Source organism: Rhizobium sp. 3T7, from assembly GCF_020166565.1.
Taxonomy (GTDB): domain Bacteria; phylum Pseudomonadota; class Alphaproteobacteria; order Rhizobiales; family Rhizobiaceae; genus Rhizobium.
Map to the genome: position 1 here is coordinate 298,540 of NZ_JAIQXS010000002.1, position 24,039 is coordinate 322,578.

22 protein-coding genes are annotated in these 24,039 nt (G+C 60.5%); 13 read left to right on the forward strand and 9 right to left on the reverse strand.

What is annotated here, in order from left to right; genetic code table 11:
• Positions 1 to 6: 6 nt before the first annotated feature.
• Complete coding sequence (locus K9B32_RS04245; RefSeq protein ID WP_411969677.1) at positions 7 to 903, forward strand: patatin-like phospholipase family protein; 897 nt, start codon at positions 7 to 9, stop codon at positions 901 to 903.
• A 248-nt stretch (positions 904 to 1,151) separates the two neighbouring features.
• On the opposite strand, the gene K9B32_RS04250 is transcribed toward K9B32_RS04245, so the two are convergent.
• Both K9B32_RS04250 and K9B32_RS04255 read right to left on the reverse strand, forming a co-directional pair.
• Positions 1,152 to 1,301: a hypothetical protein gene (locus K9B32_RS04250; RefSeq protein WP_224560687.1), complete on the reverse strand. Its 150-nt coding sequence runs from the start codon at positions 1,299 to 1,301 to the stop codon at positions 1,152 to 1,154.
• A gap of 418 nt (positions 1,302 to 1,719) precedes the next feature.
• Complete coding sequence (locus tag K9B32_RS04255; RefSeq protein ID WP_224560688.1) at positions 1,720 to 3,528, reverse strand: monovalent cation:proton antiporter-2 (CPA2) family protein; 1,809 nt, start codon at positions 3,526 to 3,528, stop codon at positions 1,720 to 1,722.
• Between the two features lie 118 nt (positions 3,529 to 3,646).
• Here K9B32_RS04255 and K9B32_RS04260 point away from each other — a divergent pair, with 118 nt between their 5' ends.
• The 6 genes from K9B32_RS04260 (at position 3,647) to lpxK (ending at position 9,457) form a co-directional block, all read left to right on the forward strand.
• A complete protein-coding gene (locus K9B32_RS04260; protein ID WP_224560689.1) occupies positions 3,647 to 4,993 on the forward strand; it encodes a TldD/PmbA family protein in 1,347 nt (448 codons plus the stop codon).
• A 17-nt stretch (positions 4,994 to 5,010) separates the two neighbouring features.
• Positions 5,011 to 5,820: a 3'(2'),5'-bisphosphate nucleotidase CysQ gene (locus K9B32_RS04265; RefSeq protein ID WP_224560690.1), complete on the forward strand. Its 810-nt coding sequence runs from the start codon at positions 5,011 to 5,013 to the stop codon at positions 5,818 to 5,820.
• A gap of 61 nt (positions 5,821 to 5,881) precedes the next feature.
• Complete coding sequence (locus K9B32_RS04270) at positions 5,882 to 6,127, forward strand: DUF4170 domain-containing protein (protein ID WP_007799177.1); 246 nt, start codon at positions 5,882 to 5,884, stop codon at positions 6,125 to 6,127.
• A 135-nt stretch (positions 6,128 to 6,262) separates the two neighbouring features.
• Complete coding sequence (gene waaA / locus K9B32_RS04275) at positions 6,263 to 7,582, forward strand: lipid IV(A) 3-deoxy-D-manno-octulosonic acid transferase (RefSeq protein WP_224560691.1); 1,320 nt, start codon at positions 6,263 to 6,265, stop codon at positions 7,580 to 7,582.
• A gap of 14 nt (positions 7,583 to 7,596) precedes the next feature.
• Complete coding sequence (locus K9B32_RS04280) at positions 7,597 to 8,310, forward strand: HAD family hydrolase (protein WP_224560692.1); 714 nt, start codon at positions 7,597 to 7,599, stop codon at positions 8,308 to 8,310.
• Positions 8,311 to 8,416: 106 nt separating this feature from the next.
• Positions 8,417 to 9,457, forward strand: a complete 1,041-nt coding sequence (gene lpxK, locus K9B32_RS04285; protein WP_224560693.1) for a tetraacyldisaccharide 4'-kinase — start codon at positions 8,417 to 8,419, stop codon at positions 9,455 to 9,457.
• Positions 9,458 to 9,508: 51 nt separating this feature from the next.
• Here the strand turns inward: lpxK and K9B32_RS04290 are convergent, their stop codons facing one another.
• Both K9B32_RS04290 and mutL read right to left on the reverse strand, forming a co-directional pair.
• Positions 9,509 to 9,739 carry a DUF2093 domain-containing protein gene (locus tag K9B32_RS04290; RefSeq protein WP_007799169.1) on the reverse strand — a complete coding sequence of 77 codons (231 nt, stop codon included), beginning with the start codon at positions 9,737 to 9,739 and terminating at the stop codon, positions 9,509 to 9,511.
• A gap of 69 nt (positions 9,740 to 9,808) precedes the next feature.
• Entirely contained in the window at positions 9,809 to 11,623 is a 1,815-nt protein-coding gene (gene mutL / locus K9B32_RS04295; RefSeq protein ID WP_224560694.1) for a DNA mismatch repair endonuclease MutL, read from the reverse strand.
• 177 nt (positions 11,624 to 11,800) lie between these two features.
• Between mutL and K9B32_RS04300 the strand changes: the two genes are divergently transcribed.
• Positions 11,801 to 13,522 carry a response regulator gene (locus tag K9B32_RS04300; protein WP_224560695.1) on the forward strand — a complete coding sequence of 574 codons (1,722 nt, stop codon included), beginning with the start codon at positions 11,801 to 11,803 and terminating at the stop codon, positions 13,520 to 13,522.
• Positions 13,523 to 13,644: 122 nt separating this feature from the next.
• Entirely contained in the window at positions 13,645 to 15,003 is a 1,359-nt protein-coding gene (locus K9B32_RS04305) for a putative bifunctional diguanylate cyclase/phosphodiesterase (protein WP_224560696.1), read from the forward strand.
• A 57-nt stretch (positions 15,004 to 15,060) separates the two neighbouring features.
• On the opposite strand, the gene K9B32_RS04310 is transcribed toward K9B32_RS04305, so the two are convergent.
• The 5 genes from K9B32_RS04310 to K9B32_RS04330 all read right to left on the reverse strand — a co-directional run bounded on the left by K9B32_RS04310 (position 15,061) and on the right by K9B32_RS04330 (position 19,168).
• Positions 15,061 to 15,684 carry a PRC-barrel domain-containing protein gene (locus K9B32_RS04310; protein WP_224560697.1) on the reverse strand — a complete coding sequence of 208 codons (624 nt, stop codon included), beginning with the start codon at positions 15,682 to 15,684 and terminating at the stop codon, positions 15,061 to 15,063.
• A gap of 252 nt (positions 15,685 to 15,936) precedes the next feature.
• Positions 15,937 to 16,824 carry an SMP-30/gluconolactonase/LRE family protein gene (locus K9B32_RS04315; protein WP_224560698.1) on the reverse strand — a complete coding sequence of 296 codons (888 nt, stop codon included), beginning with the start codon at positions 16,822 to 16,824 and terminating at the stop codon, positions 15,937 to 15,939.
• Between the two features lie 5 nt (positions 16,825 to 16,829).
• Positions 16,830 to 17,462: a 2-dehydro-3-deoxy-6-phosphogalactonate aldolase gene (locus K9B32_RS04320; RefSeq protein WP_224560699.1), complete on the reverse strand. Its 633-nt coding sequence runs from the start codon at positions 17,460 to 17,462 to the stop codon at positions 16,830 to 16,832.
• 15 nt (positions 17,463 to 17,477) lie between these two features.
• A complete protein-coding gene (locus K9B32_RS04325) occupies positions 17,478 to 18,395 on the reverse strand; it encodes a 2-dehydro-3-deoxygalactonokinase (protein WP_224560700.1) in 918 nt (305 codons plus the stop codon).
• Complete coding sequence (locus tag K9B32_RS04330; RefSeq protein ID WP_263490487.1) at positions 18,395 to 19,168, reverse strand: SDR family oxidoreductase; 774 nt, start codon at positions 19,166 to 19,168, stop codon at positions 18,395 to 18,397. Before K9B32_RS04330 ends, K9B32_RS04325 begins: the two co-directional genes overlap by 1 nt.
• A 101-nt stretch (positions 19,169 to 19,269) precedes the next feature.
• Here K9B32_RS04330 and K9B32_RS04335 point away from each other — a divergent pair, with 101 nt between their 5' ends.
• The 4 genes from K9B32_RS04335 (at position 19,270) to K9B32_RS04350 (ending at position 24,038) form a co-directional block, all read left to right on the forward strand.
• Positions 19,270 to 20,064, forward strand: coding sequence for an IclR family transcriptional regulator (locus K9B32_RS04335; RefSeq protein ID WP_224560702.1), 795 nt, complete (start codon positions 19,270 to 19,272; stop codon positions 20,062 to 20,064).
• A 196-nt stretch (positions 20,065 to 20,260) separates the two neighbouring features.
• Entirely contained in the window at positions 20,261 to 20,992 is a 732-nt protein-coding gene (locus K9B32_RS04340; RefSeq protein ID WP_224560703.1) for a helix-turn-helix transcriptional regulator, read from the forward strand.
• A gap of 517 nt (positions 20,993 to 21,509) precedes the next feature.
• Positions 21,510 to 22,664: an iron-sulfur cluster carrier protein ApbC gene (apbC, locus tag K9B32_RS04345; protein ID WP_224560704.1), complete on the forward strand. Its 1,155-nt coding sequence runs from the start codon at positions 21,510 to 21,512 to the stop codon at positions 22,662 to 22,664.
• Between the two features lie 399 nt (positions 22,665 to 23,063).
• On the forward strand, positions 23,064 to 24,038 hold the full coding sequence (locus K9B32_RS04350; RefSeq protein ID WP_224560705.1) for a magnesium transporter CorA family protein: 975 nt from the start codon (positions 23,064 to 23,066) through the stop codon (positions 24,036 to 24,038).
• Position 24,039 lies beyond the last annotated feature (1 nt).

Sequence of the window (24,039 nt, forward strand, 5' to 3'; positions counted from 1 at the left end):
GCAGCGGTGCAGCAGGCAGAGAAGATCGAAACCGCGTTGCCTGCCCCCCGCGACGCCTCGAGCCGTTCGATACCGACGGTTGCGGTTGCTTTCGGCGGTGGCGGCGCGCGCGGCCTGTCTCACATCCACATCATCGAAACGCTGGATGAGCTCGGCATTCGCCCTGTTGCGATTGCCGGCTCCTCGATCGGCTCGATCATGGGCGCGGGAATGGCGGCTGGGATGACCGGCGAAGCCATCCGCGAGCATGTCATGATGACGGTCGGCAACAAGGCCGCGGTCGTCAGCCGCCTGTGGGGCCTGCGCCCGCAAACCGTGCGCGATGCCGTCGCCAACGGAGTGCGTATCGGCCAGTTCAATCTCGAGCGTATCCTGAAAGCCTTCCTGCCCGCCGACTTGCCGGATCGTTTCGAGGATCTGCCGATCCCGATGACGGTCACAGCCACCGATTACTACGGTCAGTGCGAGGTGTTGACGAGCCACGGCGCGCTGTTCCCGGCGCTGGCCGCTTCCTCGGCAATCCCCGCGGTCTTCATGCCGGTGCGGCTGCACGGGCGGGTGATGATCGACGGCGGCATCAGCAATCCCGTTCCTTACGAATGCCTGATGGATCGCGCCGACATCGTCATCGGCATCGATGTCGTTGGCGCACCGGAAGGCGATGGCACCCATATTCCGAACCGCATGGAGAGCATCTTTGGCTCCGGGCAGCTGATGATGCAGACGGCAATTTCCCTGAAGCTGCGCCTGCAGGCGCCGCACATCTTCCTGCGCCCCGCAGTCGGGCGCATCGGTGTAATGGACTTCCTAAAGGCGCGCGCAGTTCTGTCCATGTCGGTCGGCATCAAGGACGAACTCAAATACGCGCTTGATCGTGAGATCGAGGCCCGCATCACCTCTTAGAGCCTTTCAGGGTTAAATTGAAACGTACTGTTGGCTCACGGGCCGCTTGGTCGACCATTCGACTCCGACAATGAAGCCAGCGATTTCTCCTGGGCCGAAATGAAAAATGAGCGACGGCGCCGGAGACTGGTTAAGCAGACCGCGGCACGAGTACCAGGGGAATCCGTAACGCCCCGACGTTGGACGTGCTGGGTATGCAACCAGCGCCAGCTGCCAGCGGGGAGGGGCGCCCCGGCACCTACCTAAGATCAGTAGCCGTTGATGCCGCTGCCACGAACTGGCCCAATCCCTGCGGGAGTTGCGTAGGTGGTATTCTCCGCGCCTGAGCCGGTGGTTGTGCACCCGGAGAGGGCAAAGAGCGCGATGGCCACAGCGGCGAAAAGATAGCGTAGATGCATGGCATTGTCCTATTATCGGAGACTGCGCGGGCCTCAGGGGCCAGAGTTGGGACAATCCCTCATATGGTTGGCCTTGGCAAGCCATATGCAAGGAGTGGCAGCCAGAGCCGAACACTCCTTTATTGCGTTACTAGGCCGCAAAGCTGTCAACTTAGGATGGGTGCTCTGAGGGATCTGTGTTGGCCTGTCCCCACAGACCGAAGCGCAGATGATCGACGCTTGCCCTGATGCTGCGACCCACTCTCTGATTGTGCGATTGCCAACTGCAGGGACAGTTCACGTCGGATGCTAAGGCCAAGGGACCGGTGCAGAGCGGAGAAGGAGAGCAGGAGAACTAGGGCGGATTGTGCGCAGGAGTCGAAGGAGCTTCCTTCATCGCTTGAGCCAACTGAACATTTCAATTGAACCCTGAAGGCGTCTAAGCGTCGGCGGTTACCTCTGCTGTACCCGCCAGCGGGTCCTCGTCGAAGTTCGCGGCGCGCTTTGGTTTGACGAGCGGCTCGGGTTTCACCGGCTGGGAGAAAAGCATGTCGCGGCCGGCCTGCAGTCCTTCCGTGACCTGGAGCACCAGGCGCGCCTCATCGCGCTTGCGGATGTCCTCGCCGATTTCATAGGCCTCCGCCTCGCCGACACCCAATGCCTCGAGCGTGCGTCGGCCGAACAGCAGACCGGATTCGAGCGTTTCGCGCAGTTCATAATCGACATTGAGATTGCGGAGCGCAATCGAGTGGATGCGGTCGTAGGAGCGCACGAAGAGCTTGGCATCCGGATAATCTGCCTGCACCAGATCGACGATCTTGTCGGTTATCTCCCGCTTCTGCGTGCAGACGACGACGATCTTGGCGCGGTCGATGCCGGCGGCCCTGAGCACGTCCTTGCGAGTGCCGTCGCCGAAGTAGATCCGGAAACCGAAAGAGGAAGCCTGCCGGATGCGATCGGCTGAAAAGTCGATGACGGTCACGGCGCGACCACCGGCGAGCAATATCTGGGCGGCGATCTGCCCGAAGCGCGAGAAGCCGACCATCAGCACATCCGCGCCGGCGCCCTCGAAATCTTCGTCCAGCTGTTCCTCCTCTTTGCCCGACAACAGCCGCTTGGCCAGCATCGTTCCGATTGGGGTCAGTGCCATTGAAAGGGTGACGATCGCAATTAGCAGCGAGGCGGTACTCGTCGGCATCAGGCCCGCAATGCCGGCGGCGGTAAACAGGACGAAGCCGAATTCGCCGCCCTGCGGCAGCAGGAAAGCGATCCTGACAGCGTCGTCATGTGGCGATCCGGTCGCACGGCAGAGAACGTAGATCACCAGCGCCTTCGCGGCCATGACGACCGGCACGGCGACGATGATGAAAAGCGCGTTGTCTCTGAGTACCTCCAACTGGATGGAAAGACCGACAGCGATGAAGAAGATAGCGAGCAACACACCGCGGAAGGGCTCGATATCCGCTTCCAGTTCATGGCGGTAGGAGGACTCGGCGAGCATCACGCCGGAAAGGAAGGCGCCCATGGCCATCGACAATCCGGCAAGCTGCATCAGGCTCGCCGACCCCATCACCACGAAAAGGGCAGCGGCGATCATTGCCTCGCGGGCGCCCGTGCGCGCGATGACCTGAAACAGCGGCGTGAGCAGATAGCGTCCCATGACGATCATTGCGGCGACTGCTGCGATGGCAATCGCGAAGTCCAGCAGCGGCGTGCCGCTACCCTTGCCGCCATCAAGAATACTGACCAGCGCAAGCAGCGGCACGATTGCCAGATCCTGGAACAGCAGCATCGAGAACGAGCGCTGCCCGTAGCGGGTATTCACATCGCCTTCGTCCTCGAGGATCTGCATCGCAAACGCCGTTGAGGAGAGGGCAAGCCCGAAACCCGCGACGATGCTGCCGCGCCAGTCCAGAACGCCGGAAAGATAGGTCAGTAGCGTCAGCAACAGGCCGGTCGCCACCACCTGCGCGGTTCCGAGCCCGAAGATGTCGCGCCGCATCTGCCAAAGGCGCGAAGGCTTCAGCTCGAGCCCGATGATGAAAAGGAGGAAAACGACGCCGAGTTCGGCTACGTCCAGGATCTGCTCGCCATCCGTCAAGCCGTGAAAGATCGGGCCGATGACGACGCCGGCGGCCAGATAGCCGAGCACCGTGCCGAGCCCGAGGCGCTTGAAGATCGGCGCCGAAACAACGGCGCCACCGAGCAGCAGGATCGTCTCGGTGAAAAGAGTGTTGGGCTCGGACATGCAGCGAGTTTCTTTCAATGCAGGGAGGCATGCAAGCGGCGGGCAAAAGAATCGACGCGCGCGGCCTTGATGCTTTTCGTAGTGCACAATAAATGGAACGCGAAGGAAAGGCCAAATCATGTCCTCAGAAATCGACTCCTCGACGCTTCTTTCCCGCGCAAGCCAACTGATCGACCTGGCAAAGAAGGCGGGCGCCGACGCCGCAGATGCGGTGGTCGTGCGTTCGCGATCGCAATCGGTCAGCGTGCGCCTCGGCAAGGTCGAGGGTACGGAATCGTCGGAAAGCGATGATTTCTCGCTGCGCGTCTTCATCGGCAAACGCGTTGCAAGCGTCTCTGCAAATCCAGGCTTCGATCTTTCCGCTCTGGCCGAACGGGCCGTGGCGATGGCCAAAGTGTCGCCGGAAGACCCTTTCGCCTGCCTGGCGGATGAGGACAAGCTTGCGAAGTCCTATCCGGATCTCGAGCTTCTTGACACGACCGAGGTCTCTTCCGACCAACTCCGCGAGGCTGCCCTCGAGGCGGAGGCTGCTGCACTTGCCGTCAAAGGCGTAACCAATTCGTCCGGCGCCGGGGCTTCGGCCGGCATGGGCGGTCTCGTGCTCGTTACCTCCCACGGTTTTGAGGGCAGCTACATGGGCTCGCGCTTCGGCCGATCCGTCAGCGTCATCGCCGGCGAGGGCACAGGCATGGAGCGTGACTATGATTTCGACAGCCGCATCTATTTTCGCGAGCTGGATGATGCCGCGGAGATCGGCCGCCGAGCGGGCGAACGCACGGTCAAGCGCATCAATCCGCGCCAAGTGGATACCGGCAAGGATGTCACGGTTGTCTTCGATCCCCGCGTTGCCCGCGGCTTTGTCGGCCATATTGCCGGGGCCATCAACGGCGCGTCCGTTGCGCGCAAGACGAGCTTCCTGCGCGACAAGATGGGCCAGCAGGTCTTGAAATCGGGGCTTACGATTTCGGACGATCCGCTTATCGTTCGGGGCCCGTCGTCGCGACCCTTCGATGGCGAAGGGATCTCAGGCGAACGGCTGCTGATGATCGAGGACGGCATCCTTAAGCACTGGTTCCTCTCCACGTCGACTGCCCGCGAGATCGGAATGGAAACCAACGGTCGAGGCGTGCGCGGCGGCAATTCGGTAACGCCATCGGCGACGAACCTTGCTCTCGAGCCAGGCGACATCTCGCCGGAGGACCTGATCCGCGGTGTCGGCAACGGCTTCTACGTGACAGAGCTGATCGGTCAGGGCGTCAACATGATCACCGGCGAATATAGCCGTGGTGCTACCGGCTTCTGGATCGAGAACGGCGAACTGACCTTTGCCGTATCCGAGGTGACGATCGCTTCGAACCTCAAGGACATGTTCATGCGGGTAACACCTGCAAACGACATAGACCGCAAGTTCGGCGTCGCGGCTCCGACGCTTGCGGTCGAAGGAATGACGCTCGCCGGGCGCTGATAGATTGGATTGCCGAAATGACTGACGTGGACACAGCCCTCTGGCGGAGCGATCTGGAATTGATCGCAGATGCCGCCAGGAAGGCCGGCAAAGTCGCGCTCGGCTACTTCAATCAATCGCCGGAGGTCTGGTGGAAGAACGAGGGCAGATCGCCTGTCAGCGCCGCCGATTTCGCGGCCAACCGGAAACTTGAATCCATCCTGCGTGCTGCCCGCCCCGACTACGGCTGGCTCTCCGAAGAAACCGATGACGACGCCGCGCGCCTGTCGCGCGAAACGCTGTTCATCATCGATCCGATCGACGGTACGCGGGCATTCCTGGCCGGCCAGGATTTATGGTGTGTCAGCGTCGCGGTCGTGCGCCGTGGCCGGCCTGTCGCCGGCGTTCTCTACGCTCCCGTTCTCGAAGAACTCTACGAGGCGGTAGAGGGCGGCGTGGCTTTTAAAAACGGCCGGCCGATCGTTGTTTCGACGACAGCTCTCGATACGCCTGGGCGCTTTGCCATCGCCGAGGACGTGCTGAAGGCATTTCCAGACGCGCTCAAAAATCGCATCGAGCGTGTCCGGCACGTACCGTCTCTTGCTTATCGCATTGCCATGGTTGCCGACGGCCGGATTGACGGTACCTTCGTCAAGCACAACTCCCATGATTGGGACCTTGCCGCTGCCGATCTGATACTGGAATGCGCCGGTGGCCAACTGGTGGATCTGCAGGGCAACGCGCCGCTTTATAACCGCGAGCAGGTCAGCCACGGCGAGCTTTGCGCTGCCGCGCCAGCACGGCTTGCCGACTTGATAACCGGGATCGGCCGGCCACGAGGCAGTTGACGTTTCCGTCAAAATCCCTCAGATGACACTGTGGGGGAGAACAGAGCAGAAAGAGAAGAAAATGACTGAATCCAGCGGTAAGAAGCAGCTCCTGCATCTCGTATTCGGTGGCGAACTGGAAAGCCTGGAAGACGTTCAGTTCCGGGACTTGAAGGACCTGGATATCGTCGGCATTTTTCCGGACTACGCGAGCGCACTGACAGCCTGGAAGGCCAAGGCTCAGTCGACCGTCGACAACGCCCACATGCGCTATTTCATCGTCCACATGCACCGTTTGCTGGACCCGGAAAACAAGTCTGCGCAGTAACCCTCCCGCGGTAGTGGCTGGTGTGACCGCGAACTGACTGCCTGACGCATTCTGGACAAACTGATCGGCCATTGCGGCCGCAACAATAATTGGGAATGGGTTGATGTCGATCATTTGCGATCGGAGAATTGGCAGATGAGCGGTCGCATGGCGCGGTTCGCGCTGGGCGCCTATCAGGCAACAGGGACGTTGCTGACTCCGTTCGTCGGCGGATATCTCGCCTATCGGGCGGCCAAGGGCAAGGAAGACCGTGCCCGCCGTTTGGAGCGCTCGGGCTATGCCAGCGCCGACCGCCCGGCCGGACCGCTGGTCTGGTTTCATGCCGCGAGCGTTGGTGAAACGAACGCCGTCATTCCGCTGATCCGCGAGATTCGCCGTCGCGACATCCATGTCATTCTGACGACGGGAACAATTACCTCCGCCAAGCTCGCCGCTGAGCGTATCGGCAACGAGGCGATCCACCAGTATGTGCCGCTCGACCTGAAGCCGGCGGTCAGCCGCTTCCTCGAATACTGGCAGCCGGACTGCGCGCTGATCGCCGAATCCGAGATCTGGCCGGCGACCCTGATGGAACTTGGCCGCCGCCGTATCCCGCAGATCCTCGTCAACGCCCGCATGTCCGACCGCTCCTTCGAGCGATGGGGCCGGCGTCCGGCACTTGCCGAGGCCCTGTTCGAAAACCTGGCGCTCGTGATTGCGCAGTCGGATGTCGACGCGGAGCGCTTCCGCGATCTCGGCGCGCGCCACGTCATGATGTCCGGCAATCTCAAGGTCGATACCGACGCTCCGCCTTATGATGCCGCAGTGTTTGCCGGTTACAAGAAGCAGCTCGGCGACCGCAAGACCTGGGCGGCAATCTCCACCTTCGACGGCGAGGAAAAGGCAGCGGGCATTGTCCATCGCGCGCTGAAGGAGCGAAACGGGCAGTTGACGATCATCGTCCCTCGCCATCCGGAACGCGCCGATGAGGTGGAGGCTGAGCTCGTCAAGCTGGGTCTCAAGGTGGCCCGCCGCACGCGCGATGACGTGCTCACCCCTGATGTAGATGTTTTTCTCGGAGACACGATCGGCGAAATGGGCCTCTACCTGCGCTTGACTGAGGTGGCCTTCGTCGGACGCTCGTTGTTTGCCGAGGGCGGGCAAAATCCGCTGGAGCCGGCGATGCTGGGTTGCGCGGTGCTGTCGGGCAGCAATGTGCAGAATTTCCGAGAAGCCTATCAGAAGCTGGCGCGGCGAGGCAGCGCGCGCATGGTCCGCGACACGGAGATGCTCGCCAAGGGCGTCCATTATTTACTCACCAACGACGGCGCACGCCGCAACATGATCGAGGCTGGGATCGGCGCCGTGCAAGAAATGCGTGGCGCGCTGACGGCGACGGTCAAGGGCTTGGAGCCCTATATCAATCCGCTGACGGTGAAGGCGAGACTGCTGCCGAAGGCGGCTGTGCAGCGCTGAGGGCAGGGGCGGATATGAAGGCGGTCAAGGGAATACTCTTCGATAAAGACGGTACGCTTCTCGATTACGACGAGAGCTGGCTGCCCGTGAACCGCGAACTGGCGCGCATCGCTTCAGAGGGCGATCTGGAACTTGCGAACCGGCTGCTTCTGGCTTGCGGCATGGATCCGGTCACCGGCCACATCGTTCCCGATAGCCTGCTTGCCGCAGGCAACACGCGCCAGATTTCGGAAGGGCTGATCGCCGCGGGCTCGAAGCTCGACGTAATCGAGCTGACGATCAAGCTGGACGAACTCTTTTCGCATGCCGCCGACTTTTCCGTCGCGGTCACCGATCTTGCAGCTTTTTTCGGTCGCCTGCATGGGCGCGGCTTTCGCCTCGGCGTCGCGTCAAGCGACAATGAGCGTTCGATCAGACAGACGGCCCAGCGTTTCGGCTTTGCGCCGTTCATCGACTACGTGGCCGGATATGACAGCGGCTTCGGCACCAAGCCGGAACCGGGAATGGTGCTTGGTTTCTGCGCCGCGACCGGCCTCGATCCCTCCGAGGTCGCCGTCGTTGGCGACAATAACCACGATCTGCATATGGGCCGCAACGCCAAGGTCGGCGTCACCGTGGCTGTGCTTACAGGCACGGGATCGCGGGAATCGCTCGCCGCCGCATCGGACTACTGTCTGAACGACATCACCGAGCTCGAGGGGCTGCTGCCCGACCTTCAGCTTGCCTAATTGACCAAGGGCTTGCTTTTTCTTGAAAATTACCCTTTCTTTTCGCCCGGTCGAGGACATAACCCGTCAGCATGATGCTCGGGGTCCGAAAGGCAGGGCGGGGAAAATGGTATCCGAAGCGCCACCCTTCTGGTGGTCGAAAGCCGATTGGCGTGCCTGGACGCTCTATCCGATTTCCTTCCTGTACGGGCGCATTGCCGGGTATCGCATGGCCAATGCCAAGCGCGCCTCGGTTCCGGTGCCGGTCATCTGCGTCGGCAACTTTACCGTCGGCGGCGCAGGCAAGACGCCGACGGCGCTGACCATCGCCCGTGCGGCCAAGGCGAAGGGGCTGAAGCCCGGTTTCCTGAGTCGCGGCTATGGTGGCTCGCTCGATGTCACCACAGTCGTCGATCCGGCTCATCACCGCGCCCTTGCGGTCGGTGACGAACCTCTTCTTCTCGCCCGCGAGGCCCTGACCGTGATCTCCCGCCGCCGCGTCGAAGGCGCCCAGTGCCTCGTCAAGGAGGGCGCGGATCTGATCATCATGGATGATGGCTTCCAGAGCGCGCGGCTGACGATCGACTATGCATTATTGGTTATCGATGCCACACGCGGATTGGGCAACGGCCACATCGTCCCGGGCGGTCCCGTGCGCGCGCCGATCCGCCAGCAGTTGCGCTATGCCACGGCGCTTCTGAAGGTTGGCGCGGGAGAGGCCGCTGACAATATCGTTCGGATCGCCGCGCGTGCTGCCAAGCCCTATTTTACAGCCTCGCTGAAAGTATGCGACAGCGCCGATCTTTCCGGCCGTAACGTGCTGGCCTTTGCGGGCATTGCCGATCCGTCGAAATTCTTCCGGACGATCGAATCCGTCGGGGCGAACATCGCCGCTCGCCGCTCGTTCGGCGATCACGAGCATCTGACGGATGACGAGATCGAAGACATCCTCTCAACGGCGGAGCGCGATGGCCTTCAGATCGTCACGACCGCGAAGGATTTCGTCCGCCTTGCCGGCCATCATGGCAAAGCCGAGGAGCTCGCGGCAAAGTGCCGGGTGATCGAGGTGGAGATGGCTTTCGATGACACGCTGGCGCCAAGGCTTATCATCGACCGCGCGATCAATGCCTGTCGCGACCGGCGCCTGAGGGAAGGGCGGAAGACCTAAACGGTATGTCTCTCGAAAGCGCGGCAAGCGAATCTGCAACCGCGCTAGCGCTCAACGCTTCTGGTTGGGCAAAACGCCGGCGCGCTTGTCTGCCTCCAGCGAAGCCACGGCATCGGCATAGGGCTCTTGGCGCGCGACGCTCCAGTAGCGCAGTTCATCGAGCGGGATCTGCCTGCCGGTAATCGCACAGACGACGTAGGAGCCCGGCGACAGGATCTGAAAATCCGCATCGAGATAGCGTATCTGCGCTTCGCGGTTTCCATTTCCTTCGAACAAATTCATGCGCTCCGTTTCCTTACAGGCTTGTTACGTCCCTGCCATAACGTGCCGCCGCGGCCTTTTCCAGCTTTTTCAACTGCGGCCGAACAACCGTTCGATGTCCGAAAGCTTGAGCTCGATATAGGTCGGGCGTCCGTGATTGCACTGTCCGGAGCCCGGGGTGACTTCCATCTGGCGCAGAAGCGCGTTCATTTCTTCCGGGCGCAGCCACCGTCCTGAGCGCACGGATCCGTGGCAAGCCATGGTCGCCGCCACATACTCGAGCTTGGCCGACAGGCCGGTGGCGGTATCCCATTCGGCGATCTCGTCCGCCAACTGCCGGATAAGCCCCGTGGCGTTCACCTCTCCAAGCATGGCAGGTGTCTCGCGCACCGCGATGGCGCCCGGGCCGAAGCGTTCGATCACCAGTCCCAGCTCGCCGAGATCCGCCGCAAACTGCATCAGCCGGTCGCAGTCCTCTTCGGGCAGATCGACGATCTCGGGAATAAGAAGCACCTGCGAGGCCAGCCGCTTGGAATGCAGCGCCTTGCGCATCGCCTCGAACACGAGGCGTTCGTGGGCGGCGTGCTGGTCGACGATGACCAAGCCGTCATCCGTCTGTGCGACGATGTAGTTTTCGTGGATCTGCGCCCGGGCCGCACCAAGCGGATAGCGCTGCGGCGGCTCTTCTGGCGCCACCGGCATTCTCGGGGACGGCGCGGCGTCGCCGCGTGCCGTGGGCATCGCAAGCCCGTCGAAGGAAGCCTGCGGGCGTTCCCCGAAGCTGCCGTTCGCGGCCTGGTAAAATGGGCGGGAGGGCGAAGTCGCCGCCGACCAAGGCTGTTGCGGCCGCAGGGCGCTCGGCTGGAAGCCGGGCCGGAAGGAGCGCAGCATCCCGTCTGCGCCCGTTGTCGCTGCTCGGCTGCCATCGCGCGCCAGCACCTCGCGCACGGCCCCGATGATCAGACCGCGCACCAACTGCGGATCGCGGAACCGCACGTCCGATTTGGCCGGGTGCACGTTGACGTCGACAAGCGCCGGATCGAGCCTGATCGACAGCACCGCGACCGGATAACGGCCGGAGGGGATCGTCTCGGCATAGGCGCCGCGGATCGCCGAGAGGATGAGCTTGTCCTGCACCGGGCGGCCGTTGACGAAGGCGTACTGATGGGCCGAGTTGCCACGATTGAACGTCGGCACGCCGGTAAAGCCTGTCAGCGATACGCCTTCCCGCTCGGCATCGATTTCGATGGCGTTGTCGCGAAAGTCCTTGCCGAGGATCTGCGCCATGCGCGCCAGATGGTCGTCGCCCGTCGCCGGCAATTCCAGAGTCGTTCGGTCAGTCCCAGAGAGCACGAAGCGAACCCCGGGAAAGGCAATCGCCATGCGCTTGACGACCTCGGTGATCGCCGCAGCCTCGGCCTTCTCCGTCTTGAGGAATTTCAGGCGGGCGGGGGTCGCGAAGAAGAGATCGCGAACCTCGACGATCGTGCCCGGATTGCCGGGTGACGGGCGAAGATGCGTAATTCTGCCACCCTCGACGGTGATTTCGTTGCCGCCGGCGCTGTCCCGGCGGCGGCTGGAAATGCTGAGCCGCGCTACCGATCCGATCGATGGCAGCGCCTCGCCGCGAAAGCCGAGCGTGCGAATGTCGTCCAGCGTATCGGTGATCTTGGAGGTGCAATGGCGGCGTACGGCGAGCTCCAGATCGGCAACATCCATGCCCGAGCCATTGTCGGAAACCCGCAGCAAGCTCTTTCCGCCGCCCGATGTCGCCACCTCGATGCGAGTCGCCCCTGCGTCAAGGGCATTCTCGATCAACTCCTTGGCGGCACTGGCCGGCCGTTCGATGACTTCGCCGGCCGCGATCTGGTTGATGAGGGTTTCTGAAAGCTGTCTGATGGCCATGCGCCTATTCTCTTGGATTCGTGGAGCGGAGGGAAGTGCCAAAGCGCGGGCCGATCACCGTTCTGCACGCTCCAATTCCGCTTCCTTAACGTTAAGCGCGCCTTAAGACAAAGGTGCCATTTTGCGACTTACTTCCGAGGACTGGGTTTTAATCGGACAGATGTGGGACGCGTAGGAATGAGTGCCGGCTTCGAAAAAGCGGACACATCATCTGTGAGCAGCGAAATGTCGGCTGACACCAGCCTGCAGACGGCGCTGTTTGACGCGGTATGCGAGAGTCTAGGCGCCGCGTTCATCGTCTACGACAAGACCGATCACATGATCTTTGCGAGCCGCCAGGTTCTCGATTTCTTTCCGATATCGGAGACCATGCTCAAGCTGGGCACTCGGTTGCGAGACTTCCTGGGCGCGATCTACGACACTGGTATCCGCACGCAGTCGGCAAGCTACCAGGGCGCGATGAGCCGCGAGGATTGGCTGTCCCAGAAAATCGCCTCGCATTGGCGCGAACGCTTCGAAGCGGTCGAGCGGCACGGTACGGACCGCTGGATTCGGTTCGGCAAGCGTCGCCTCGCAAGCGGCTATGGCGTCTGCGTCATCCACGACATCTCCGAGGACAAGAAGCGTGAGGAACAGTGGCGCTCCGATCTGGAACGCGTGCAGCTCACCGAGGATATCCTCGACAACCTGCCGTTCCCGCTCTTCGTCAAGGACCGTAATCTGAACTACGTCGCCGTGAACATCGCCTTTTGCGAAAAATACCAGACGACCGTCGATGAAGTGCTCGGCCGCAAGAGCGGAGACCTGTTCTCCAAGGAGGTTGCCCAGCGCTTCGAGGAAAGTGACCGTCATGTACTGGAGACCGGCGAAATGTCGATCTCCCGCCAGCGGCAGGTCTCCCGCGACGGCGCGGAACGCGACATCGTTGCGCGCAAGCACCGCATTGGCAAGCCCGGGCGCTATTTTCTCGTCTCGACCATGCAAGACCTGCCGCGGGACGGTGCCGACCTCGATGAATTCCGGTTTGCGTCGACGGTCACAACATCGAGCAAGAATTCCTATCGGCGCGCCTACGTTCCCATAGGCGGCAGCGGCGAGCGCCGCGAACCGGCCGCGATGGAGGCGATCGTCCCGGAGAACTTCTCGGGTCGGAAAGTCCTGGTGGTGACGTCGGACGTGGTGGCCGAAGCAGCGGCCTTGCGGACCCTCGCCAAATATGGCTTCGAGGCTTGCTCGGTCCGCGGTGAGGATGAGGAAGAGCACTTCCTGGAGATCGCGAGCTCTTCCGGCATCTCGCTTGACCTGCTTGTGGTCGACAATCAGCTTGGCATGCGCTGCCTTGAGCTTGCCGAACAATATGGCATCCCGGCGCTGGTGATGGACGGCTTCCAGCTCGCCAATGAGCTCACCTTCCAGATCGCTCGGCATTTCAACCGTAGCAATCGGGGCCAAATCGCCGAAGGCATCGACACCGATTGGGAAATCACTACAGTCGAGGAGATCAGCACGCTCGATGTGCTCGTTGCCGAAGACAACGACATCAACCAGATCGTCTTCTCGCAGATTCTCGAAGGTCTTGGCTACCGCTACCTGATCGCTCCAAGCGGCGATGAAGCGGTTCGTTTGTGGACCGAGCATCAGCCAAAGATTATCCTGATGGACATATCGTTGCCGGGCTTCAACGGTTTCGAAGCGGCGCGATTGATCCGCCAGACCGAGGATGGTAGCAGTTCAAGAACGCCGATTATCGGTGTTCTTACCCAGGCTTTCGAGCGTGATCGAGCTGAGTGCGCAACGGCCGGAATGGACGATGTGATCATGAAGCCGGTGAGCCCCGATATTCTTCAGGGGATCTTTCAGAAGTACCTTGCCGGGGATCGTCAACAGGCCAGCATGTGACGAACAAAGCTCGTCAACTCCCTAAATCTTGGGACGGAACACGGTCTCAACGCGGCCGATCCACTACGAATTCTTAAGACTTGCCCGCCATCCTTTCCCGAATTGGTGCAGTCTGGGTCTGAATGATGATGTCGGCTGAAATGCCTTTGGTGCCTTTAAGTCAGAATGAACTTCAGACGATGGCCTATACCGATCTGCTGACCGGGCTCGGAAACCGCTACCGCATGCGCGACCGGATTGCCCAGATCGCCGCGGAACGCGCGAGTGATCCTGCACCATTTACGGTCGGCATCGCCAATCTCGATTCCTTCAAACCGATCAACGATCTCTTCGGCTCATCGGCGGGCGACGAGATTCTCTGCCAGGTCGCCCATCGGCTGAAGGCCTGCGTTCCGGATGGCGCCTTGGTCACGCGTCATGACGGCGACGAATTTGCCTTTGTCCTGCCGCTGGTATTCGAGCGGGCCAGCGCCGAGAAGTTCGGCCAGATGATCCGCGAGGTGCTATCGGCGCCCTACGATCTTGGCGACCGCAATGTGAGGCTATCGGCATCCTTCGGCTTTTCGATCTATCCATTTGCTGGCGAGGAGTTCGAGGAACTGCTGAAAAGCGCTGAGACCGCACTCTACCGGTCAAAACGACGCGGCCGTGGCCAGATCACCGTCTATTCCCGCGAGATCGCCCAGGAAATGAAGCGCGCCACGCAATTGGAACAGGCGCTGCGCAACGCCATCATCTCCGACGCGATCGATGTGCATTTTCAGCCGATCGTCGCACTCGCCAACAGCCAGGTCGTGGGCTTCGAAGCCTTGGCGCGATGGAACGATCCGGATCTGGGGTTCGTTTCACCGGGCGTTTTCGTGCCGCTTGCTGAAGAACGCGGTTTTATTGACGCGTTGTCTGAGGCGTTGCTGCGCAAGGCAGCGGAAGCGGCACTTTCCTGGCCGCGCGAACTCTTCCTCTCCTTCAATCTCTCCTCGGCGCAGTTGATGGATCCGGGCACGAGCAGCAGCATCCTGTCGATCCTCGGCCGGGTCGGTTTCGACCCGCACCGGCTCGAACTGGAGATCACCGAAACTGCGGTGATGGGCTCAGCCGATACGGCAAATCGGATCATCGCCGATCTGCGCCAGGCAGGTGTGCGCATCTCCCTGGATGATTTCGGGACCGGCCAGTCGAGCCTCGGTCGCCTGCGTGATTTCATGTTCGACAAGATCAAGATCGATCGCGCCTTCGTGTCGCGGATCAACTCCGACCGTGCTTCCGAGCACATCATCAAGGCGATCCTCACGATGTGCGAGGGGCTTGACCTGGAAGTGGTCGCGGAAGGAATCGAGGATTATTCGGAAGCAGTCAAGCTGCGCTCGCTCGGCTGCGGCATGGGGCAGGGCTATCACTTCGGCAAGCCCGCTGATGGCATCGCGACGCTGCGGTTCCTGCACGAAAATTACTACGATACGTCGGATCGCGTCAGCGCCTGAAACGCCGATGGCGCCCTTTTGGACGCCACCGGTACCGCGGTCCTCACTGCGCATATCTTACTTGTTCGTTGTCGAGCCTGTAGCCGTTGTGTCTGTTGTAGCACCTGGCGCGGGGGCCTTCTCGGCTGCCAGCATCTGAAGCGTCTTGAACTCCGGCGCCGCATTCAGCGATTCCGCGGTCTCAGAGGTGGTCAGCTTGACGCTGCCGTCCTGTGTGTTCTGGGCGACGGTGATCTTGTCCATCGGAACGGCAACATTCTTCTCGCCGATTCCGAGGAAGCCGCCGACACCGACGATCGCTGCGACCAAGCCGCCATCCTTCTTCATGATCAGGTCGTTGACGCTACCGATGCTTTCGTTCTGACTATTATAGACCGACTGGCCGATATAGGTGTTGGCACTCACCTGGTCGGCAGCCTGCTCGGTCAGATACGTGCCGCCGCCAGCCTGCGCGGTATCGGTCGTCTCAGCCGGCGCCGGAGCCTGAGCCGCGTCACCTGCCGGGACCGGAGCCGTTGCATCCGGAACCTTTGGCGGAGCTGCCGGATCACTTGGCGCCGCCTGTGCGGCCGGAGCGTTCGGATCAGCCGGCTGGGTTGTGCTCTGTGAGAATGCCGCCGGTGCGAAAGCCGTGGCAAACAGGGCACCAGCGGCAACGGTTGTGAGAAGTTTGCGTGTCATTTCGAACCTACCTTTTCAGTTCAATAGTGATCTCTAGCCATTTTGCCGTCCCTTCGCGGTCGGGCGTCCATTTGGCCGGTTCCCTATTGAAATGAACGGGATTTCTATTGGTTCCCGAAAAAAATCGCGCAAAGATTGCTAATTTCGCGGAACTTCTATCGCAAATGCTGCAGGGGTCTCACCAATCAACCCAACCGATGGAAACAAAAAGGGCGCCCAGGGGGTGCCCTTTGCACTGTGCCCGGTTTCGCGTCAGATTACATAAACGGGGTCAAAAATTCCCTTCACCGTAACGTCAAGTTCGAGCAGGGACCCAGCCTGTGGCTGCATGGACCGCGCATTGTCATCCAGTCCTTCCCATGCCGTGGTGACTGCGAGGCGGTCGCCGTTCCTTCCGATGAAGGCGGGGCAGGAGGGCTGGGCCGCGGGCACCTTGTAACGCGAGATGCGCAGCCCGTCCGGGCTGTAGCGATCGACCGTGCCGGCACCCCAACGCGCATTCCAGATATATCCGTCGGCGTCGACAACCGAGCCATCGATGCCGCCCGGCTCATCCATGGTGTCCACGAGGACAATCGGTTCGCCGGTTGGAAGCCCGGTCTGCGCATCGACCATCACCCGCATGAGGCGACTGAGGCGAGTGTCAGTGAAATATCCGATGGTCCCATCCGGCGAGAAGCAGATCGAATTCGGAATGCTGATGCCGTCGAAGATTTTGGTCACTCGACCGCCGGCGACATGATAGATGGCGCCTGCGCGGGTTTCCGCCCGCTTGCTCATCGTGCCGATCCACAGTGCGCCGGACGGATGTGTGCGGCCGTCGTTCGAGCGGTTTTCCGGCTTGTCGCTTTCAAGCGCTGCATAGAAGGTCAGATTGCCGCCCTTCGTGTCGCGGACAAAGAGGCCCTGTTCAGTCGCAAGCAGCTGGCGCCCGGCATCGATGCGGGCAAGCACGCTCGCCATCATCGGCAGCGCATGCACCTTCTTCTCTTCCGTCGAAAGGTTCAGCTCGTGCAGCTCCTTGCCGAGAATATTGAACCACCAGACCGTGTTCGTGTCCGGATCATAGGTGGGGCCTTCACCCAGCACGGAGTTGGTGTTGCAAAGTGTCCTGCCCGCGAACTCATGAATTTCCGTCATACGCCTTAAACTCCTACCGCTGCGTCATAGGCGTAAATGGTCGCCTTGGCACGCTCGGCAACCTCTGCGGCGGTCATTCCCGGCTTGTATAGGCTGGTGCCTAGGCCGAAGGCATGAATGCCGGCCTTGGTGTAGTCAGCGAAATTCTTGTCCGAGACACCCCCGACGGCTGCGATCACGAGCTCCGCCGGCAGAATTGCGCGGATTGCGGTGATGCCGGATGGTCCCAGAACGCTGGCCGGGAAAAATTTCAACCCCGTTGCGCCAGCGCGGGCGGCGGCCAGCGCTTCCGTCGGCGTGAAGACGCCGGGCATCGTGACCATGCCATAATTGCGGGCAAGCACGATGACCTCGGGCTCGACGTTCGGCGTAACCAGCAGCTTGCCACCCGCCGAATTCAGGCTGTCGACGGCCTCTGTGGTCAGCACTGTTCCGGCGCCGATCAGGCAATTGGCAGGTGCCATCTTCGCAGCGATCTCGATCGACTTGAACGGCTCGGGCGAGTTCAGCGGGATTTCAATGGCGGTCAGACCGTTTTCGATTAGCGCACCGACCACGCTTTCGGTTTCCTCGGGCTTGATGCCCCGAAGAATGGCAATCAGCGGGCGCTTCATCGTGGGGAAGGGGATGCGGTTCATCGCTTTGGTGCTTTCTCAATTCGGCCAAATGGCTTTGGCGGCGGCAGCAAGCCCACCACGGACAGCTGTATCAGCGTCGATCGTGTTAAAGTGTAAAGATAGTGCGTTGAAGGCTGTTTCATAAAGGTTCTGCAGCCGGCCGGCGGCGACAAGTGTAACGCTGACGCCGGTTCCAGTGTTCGCCATGGCGCCCGCAACTTCCAGACCGATCAGGGTTCCGGAGATTTTGGCCTGTGCGGCTGCGGCCGTCAGACCATGCAGTAGTTGTCCCGAGCGCGCCGTAAAGAACAGGTTGGTCGCCATTGCAGGTTGTTCGTAAGCTGCCTTGATCGCGCTTTCGAAGGCTGCCTTATCTGTCGGCGTCTGCTCCGCTCCGGCGACGGCATGCGACAGGATCGTATGCTTTGATATCGCATCGAAGAGTTCGCCGGTCATGAAGCTGGAGAAGCCGGTGACCCGTCCATCCGTGACGTGCACCCACTTCGAGTGCGTGCCGGGCATGCACACTGCCTGTGATCCGGTGCTTGCCGGGTCAAGCGCGCCGAGAAGCTGTGTTTCCTCACCGCGCATGACGTCGGGCCTTGCCTGATCTCTCTGCGCAAGTCCCGGGAGGATCCGGACGTCGCGGCTCTGGCCGGGAACGGATACCGCGCCGGTGAGGATAGAAGATAGCGATGTCGGCACGTCGACATAGCCGGCCTCGACCCATCCCTGCTTTGCACCTGCCATGCCGCAGATGATGACCGGAAGATTTCCTGGCGCATTCACCTTGGCCAGGTGCGAGGTCAAAACCTCGGCGAAGCCGATCTTCGAAGCCGTCGTCATGCCTTCATTGCTGCGACTTTCGGCAAGGATGCTGTCATCCTTGCCAATCAGCCAAAGCCGGAAACTGCTCGTTCCCCAATCCACCGCGACATAAGCGGGATCCGCCATCAGAAAATGCCTCCATCGACAATAAGAGATTGTGCGCTTATCGCTGCCGCGCAGCTCGACGCCAGAAACAGGCACGGACCAACGATCGCATCGGCGTGCAGGACCTTCTTGACGCACTGGCGTTGCACGGTCCGAGCGATGCCTTCCTCGGTGAGCCAGAGTTTCATCTGACGATCCGTCACGATCATACCCGGCAGAATACAATTGACGCGGATGTTATCAGGTCCGAGCTGGCCGGCCAGGCTTTTTGTCAGCCCGATCACACCGGCTTTTGCTGCAGAATAGGCAGGGAATTCCGGCATGTTGAGGAGAAAGGCGATCGACGACATGTTGATCACCGCGCCGCCGCCAGCAGCACGCATCGAGGGCGCAGCGGCCTGTGTGGTGAAGAAGACGTGGCGCAGGTTGGTCGCCTGGTTGTCGTTCCAATATTCCTCAGTCACAGCTTCGAAATCGTGTCGGTCGTCACGCGCGGCATTGTTGACGAGCACGCTGATCGGGCCCGAATGAGCGACAACTGCGTCGACCGTCCTGCGGATTTCCGCAACATTCCGCAAATCCGCCTTGTGGAAGCGAACGGGATGCAGCGTGTCGCGCGACAGCCTCTCGACAAGTTCATGGCTTTCCGTTTCCGCGATGTCGATGAACGAAACCTTGGCGCCCTGCCGGGCAAAACCCTCGACGATCGCTGCCCCGATGCCGGACCCGCCTCCGGTGATCAGCACGGTTCGATCCCTAAATTCCGGAAACTGCGCAACAATACCCGTCACCATTTCCTCCCGGTCTTGCGATTGTTCTATTATTTGGAACTTAATTTGACTATGTGGAATTATCCGATTACGCTGGTATCCCTGTCAAGGCATTTGGGGCAACGATGAGTGCGGTAAAAGAGAGTGCGCACGGGAAGCGCGACACGGGCACCCTAGGCAAGCTGATGGTCCTTCTCGATGTTGTGAGCCACGCCGACGGCCCCATGCGCTTCACCGACATACTGGCGGTCACCGATCAGCCACGCGGTACGGTTCACCGCCAGCTCAGTCATCTCGTGGAAGAGGGGCTGCTCGAAATCGATGAGGACGGCCTCTATTTGCCTGGCTTAAGGCTATTGGACTTTGCCTCTCGCAGTTGGGGACGCAATGAATTCCGCCTCATTGCCGAGCCCCACCTTAAGGCTCTCCAGGATATGACCGGTGAAACAGTCCATCTCGGTGTGCTTCGAGGCACCTCGATCATCTACCTCGACAAGTTCGAAGGGCAGCAGCCCGTCAGAATGTACTCGCAGATCGGCAACGCGTCGCCAGTCTATTGCACTGGTGTAGGCAAGGCTGCCTTGTCTATCCTGCCCCAAGAGCGGGTTAGGGCTTTGGTGGCGGAAATCACCTTCCATCGCTTCACCGCCAACACGCATACCGCCAAGTCGCTTCTTGGCGAGATTGAGGAGATACGAAAGGTGGGCCATGCCTTCGACCGTGAGGAGCACGAAGTCGGAATCCGCTGTATCGCGGCCCCGATCTGGTCGGAAAACCTGTCGCTTGTCGGCGGCGTTTCCGTCACCGGTCCGGCCTATCGGCTCGGCATGGAAAGCCTATCGGAATGGGCCGCCCCGATCCGGGCGACGGCTGGACGGATCATGGAAGCCATGCGCGTAGGACTTGGGCCGCGTCGTTGAGCACTGGCTGCGATCGGCCAAGACTCAACTAAAGCATAGTATTGAGATTTTCTGACGAATCATCACAATTGACGCTCGTCAATCCCCCGTCCTGGGGTGTATGTGCAGGCAATTCGTCATCCGCACTACAAATTAGCGACGACGTGGACGAGACGCCTTCTCCACAGGATTCCATTCTTTCGAGTTGAGTAAGCACATGACCCCATCGCATCCAAAATCTTCCGTGGACGTCAACGTTAGTGAGATCGCCGGACTGAAAACGCAGTTTGATATCTTCCGCTTCATGAAGAAAGTGACGGAAGCCTATCGTGCACGAGCCTTCATGGTGTTTAACCTTCCTTCGACGACGGCGATCGATCTGCAGAGCAGCACTGTGATCTCAAGCTGGCCGGTGGAGCTGCTAGCAGCTTACGACCAGGAGGGGCTTGTGACCAACAGCCCCGTCATGAAACGGTTGAGGGCGTCGACCACGCCGTTCTTCAATGACGTGTCGCAGGTCAAGTTGGAGCGAACCGATGGAAAGGCCGGCTTTGTTGCGGCCCTCTTTGAACGCTTTCGCATGATGCGTTGCGCCTACTTCCCCACTCACGAGGCCTCCGGCGGTCGCGGCGCCGTGTCATTCTCAGGCGATCGTGAGGCATTCACCGCCGAGGAAATGCGCGAACTCCACTATATCTCCACCCACGTCTTCGATCGACTGGCGGAGATCCGCAGTTATGACACTCGGGTCACGGATTCCTTGACCGATCGCGAGATCGATTGTCTGAACTGGACCGCCGCCGGTAAGACCAGTGTTGAGATCGCCGAGATCCTCAATCTGTCCGAACACACGGTGAACCACTACCTCAATCGCGCGACGAAGAAACTCGATACCGTCAACCGGACCCAAGCAGTTGCCAGAGCCTTGCGGACTGGTCTCATAAAGTGACGGTTGCGCAAATTGTGGGCTTCGCAAGCATTCGCGCCTAAATCTTCGCCACCGCCGATCAGCGTGTCACGGGATAACGTTGGCTTTTGCGAATGTTTGCCAATTGGCACGTTTTCTGCATCCGTGCTTCCAGCGGTCCAGAGGGGACCTGGTAACGACGCCGGATAAATGGCGCGACCGCACACCGCCAGCCGACGCCGCGGTACCCGATCTCGGGCCTGGGCGTCGGCGGCGGTTGTTGCGTTTGGGACACGCCGCTGACGGCATTCCCCACTCTTACTCTTCCGATGGGCTGTTTGTGCTGGCCTTTTGCCGCGCTTGCTCTAGTTCGCAAAGCTTATTTCGGTATCCCGGAAGGCCTTTGCATCCATCAGGGCGAAAGCCCGGCGGACTTGATGGACGCAACGGCCTTCCGGCTGACCTCGTTTCTCTCAATTGCCATCTCGATCACCGATTTTGTTTGGCGAAGACGCGGCGCTCCTCTATCTAGAATGCCAACATAGGCAGTGAGGATGGAATGACCGGCGTCACCAAGGAACAGGTTCTCGAAACGCTGAAGACGGTCCGCGGGCCCGATCTCGAACACGATATCGTCGAGCTCGGCATGGTGTCTGATGTTTTCATTTCGGACGGCAAGGTCTATTTCTCCATCACTGTTCCGGCAGAGAGCGCCAAGGAGCTGGAACCGCTTCGCCTCGCGGCCGAACGGGTCATCAAGGAGATGCCGGGCGTCAAGGGAGCGCTGGTTGCGCTGACGGCAGACAAGAAGGCCGGCTTAGGCTCGGCGCCGGTTTCACGCCCTCAACCGCAGGCGGGAAATGACCATCATGGCCATGCTCACGCGCCGCAACAGCAGCCGCGCGCAGGCAAGCTTGGCGTTCCCGGTATCAACGCGATCATCGCCGTCGCCTCGGGTAAGGGGGGTGTGGGTAAATCCACGACTGCCGTCAATCTTGCGCTCGGTCTCCAGGCAAATGGCCTGCGTGTCGGCATCCTCGATGCCGATATCTATGGCCCCTCGATGCCGCGGCTGCTGAAGATCTCGGGCCGTCCCACCCAGATCGATGGTCGCATCATCAATCCGATGGAAAATTATGGGCTCAAGGTCATGTCGATGGGCTTCCTCGTTGACGAGGAGACAGCCATGATCTGGCGTGGTCCAATGGTGCAATCGGCGCTGATGCAGATGCTGCGTGAGGTTGCCTGGGGCGAGCTCGATGTGCTTGTTGTCGACATGCCGCCCGGAACCGGCGATGCGCAGCTGACGATGGCACAGCAAGTACCGCTCGCCGGCGCCGTCATCGTTTCGACCCCGCAGGATCTCGCTCTCGTCGATGCCCGCAAGGGGCTGAACATGTTCAAGAAGGTCGAGGTTCCTGTGCTCGGTATCGTCGAGAACATGAGCTATTTTATCGCGCCCGATACAGGCACGCGCTATGATATCTTCGGGCATGGCGGTGCTCGCAGGGAAGCCGAACGCATCGGCGTTCCTTTCCTCGGCGAAGTGCCGCTGACGATGAACATCCGCGAGACATCGGACGCCGGAACGCCGCTCGTCGCCACGGAGCCGAACGGCATTGTTGCCGGCATCTATCGCGAGATCGCCGCCAAGGTCTGGCAGCAGCTCGGTGGGCAGCCGCAGAGGGCCGCGCCGGCCATTGTTTTCGAGTGAATGCGTCACCGCCGCTAGGCTCCCAATTGCGGAGGAAATGTGGTCAAACGGCGCCGTGAACGTAAGATGTCTTGATTCTTTCGCAGCTTTCCGTCATATGGCGCGCCGTCGCCATGAGGCGGCTTTTTGCGAATGCTCGATGATGGCCACCCCGATGGGGACCGGTCACCTGCATGTTCGGAGTTATCTTGGTCGAAGGATTGGTGACTGCGATGCGGTTGAGCATATTGCATATCCGGAGTGCCGGATGTGCCAGGAGTCGTATGAACTTTCTTCAATCGCTTTCATTAAGGTCGGGAACTTGCATCCCGCGCGCTTTCGCAATCGGCGCGCCGTGGAAGGGCCTTCGATGAACAGGGCGATGCGCGCGACACGCCCGGATTGCCGGAGGTCCAACCGGTGATCACTGCATACTGTTCCAATTGCAAGTCGGTTGAAATCGGCGATCTGTCGCAAGGTTCCTTGCGAGACGATGTCATGTGGATCGACATGATCGAGCCTTCGCGCGAGGAGGAACTTTTCGTCGAAAGAACCCTTGGTATTGAGGTCCCGACGCGAGACGATCTCAAGGACATCGAGCCGTCGGCCCGCCTCTACATGGAAAACGATGCAGTGTTCATGACCGCGTCTCTCGTCTGGAAGGTTGAAACGGACGCGCCGACGCTGACCGACGTTGCGTTCATCCTGACTGGCAAGCGGTTGATCACGATTCGCTACGCGCAACCAAAGTCTTTTTCGCTATTCATTGCCGCTCTTCACCGCGTGCCGCAGCAGTGGCGGAGTGGTGCCGCGCTGCTGGCAAAACTCTTTGAAACCGTGATCGATCGGACTGCCGAGATCCTGGAGTTGTCGGTCGCGCGTATCGACATCCTGTCGACGCATGTGTTTGGCGACCGCGCCAGGAAAGTTCGCAAGCCGTCGAACTATCTGGAAGAAAAGCTCAGGGACATTGCAGGCCATCATCGCCTCGTGAGCAAGATCCGTGACAGCCTCGCGTCGCTTTCGCGACTGATGACGTTTTTCTATAATGTCCCGGCCGTTCAGCAGGATCGCGACACCAAGGAACTCTGCAAGACGGTCTCGCGCGACATCCAGTCGCTCAATGAACACGCGTCCTTCATCGCCGGCAATATCACCTTCCTGCTCGACGCCTCGCTCGGCCTGATCAACATCGAGCAGAACTCGATCATCAAGATATTTTCGATCGCATCCGTGGTGTTCTTGCCGCCGACGCTGGTCGCCTCCATCTACGGTATGAATTTCGAATTCATGCCGGAACTGCACTTTGCCCACGGATATCCCTATTCGATTGGGCTCATGGTGTTGTCCGCCATCATTCCCTTCTTCTTTTTCCGATGGAAAGGCTGGCTCTGAA

Excerpts from the sequence above, each read along its gene's own strand:
- K9B32_RS04255 (WP_224560688.1), bottom strand. The coding sequence starts at position 3,528 with ATGTCCGAGCCCAACACTCTTTTCACCGAGACGATCCTGCTGCTCGGT.
- K9B32_RS04280 (WP_224560692.1), top strand. The coding sequence starts at position 7,597 with ATGAAGGCGGTCAAGGGAATACTCTTCGATAAAGACGGTACGCTTCTC.
- K9B32_RS04320 (WP_224560699.1), bottom strand. The coding sequence starts at position 17,462 with ATGAACCGCATCCCCTTCCCCACGATGAAGCGCCCGCTGATTGCCATT.
- K9B32_RS04300 (WP_224560695.1), top strand. The coding sequence starts at position 11,801 with ATGAGTGCCGGCTTCGAAAAAGCGGACACATCATCTGTGAGCAGCGAA.
- K9B32_RS04335 (WP_224560702.1), top strand. The coding sequence starts at position 19,270 with ATGAGTGCGGTAAAAGAGAGTGCGCACGGGAAGCGCGACACGGGCACC.
- K9B32_RS04315 (WP_224560698.1), bottom strand. The coding sequence starts at position 16,824 with ATGACGGAAATTCATGAGTTCGCGGGCAGGACACTTTGCAACACCAAC.
- K9B32_RS04330 (WP_263490487.1), bottom strand. The coding sequence starts at position 19,168 with ATGGTGACGGGTATTGTTGCGCAGTTTCCGGAATTTAGGGATCGAACC.
- mutL (WP_224560694.1), bottom strand. The coding sequence starts at position 11,623 with ATGGCCATCAGACAGCTTTCAGAAACCCTCATCAACCAGATCGCGGCC.
- apbC (WP_224560704.1), top strand. The coding sequence starts at position 21,510 with ATGACCGGCGTCACCAAGGAACAGGTTCTCGAAACGCTGAAGACGGTC.
- K9B32_RS04270 (WP_007799177.1), top strand. The coding sequence starts at position 5,882 with ATGACTGAATCCAGCGGTAAGAAGCAGCTCCTGCATCTCGTATTCGGT.
- K9B32_RS04250 (WP_224560687.1), bottom strand. The coding sequence starts at position 1,301 with ATGCATCTACGCTATCTTTTCGCCGCTGTGGCCATCGCGCTCTTTGCC.
- K9B32_RS04310 (WP_224560697.1), bottom strand. The coding sequence starts at position 15,684 with ATGACACGCAAACTTCTCACAACCGTTGCCGCTGGTGCCCTGTTTGCC.
- K9B32_RS04340 (WP_224560703.1), top strand. The coding sequence starts at position 20,261 with ATGACCCCATCGCATCCAAAATCTTCCGTGGACGTCAACGTTAGTGAG.
- K9B32_RS04260 (WP_224560689.1), top strand. The coding sequence starts at position 3,647 with ATGTCCTCAGAAATCGACTCCTCGACGCTTCTTTCCCGCGCAAGCCAA.
- waaA (WP_224560691.1), top strand. The coding sequence starts at position 6,263 with ATGAGCGGTCGCATGGCGCGGTTCGCGCTGGGCGCCTATCAGGCAACA.
- K9B32_RS04325 (WP_224560700.1), bottom strand. The coding sequence starts at position 18,395 with ATGGCGGATCCCGCTTATGTCGCGGTGGATTGGGGAACGAGCAGTTTC.
- K9B32_RS04265 (WP_224560690.1), top strand. The coding sequence starts at position 5,011 with ATGACTGACGTGGACACAGCCCTCTGGCGGAGCGATCTGGAATTGATC.
- lpxK (WP_224560693.1), top strand. The coding sequence starts at position 8,417 with ATGGTATCCGAAGCGCCACCCTTCTGGTGGTCGAAAGCCGATTGGCGT.
- K9B32_RS04290 (WP_007799169.1), bottom strand. The coding sequence starts at position 9,739 with ATGAATTTGTTCGAAGGAAATGGAAACCGCGAAGCGCAGATACGCTAT.
- K9B32_RS04305 (WP_224560696.1), top strand. The coding sequence starts at position 13,645 with ATGATGATGTCGGCTGAAATGCCTTTGGTGCCTTTAAGTCAGAATGAA.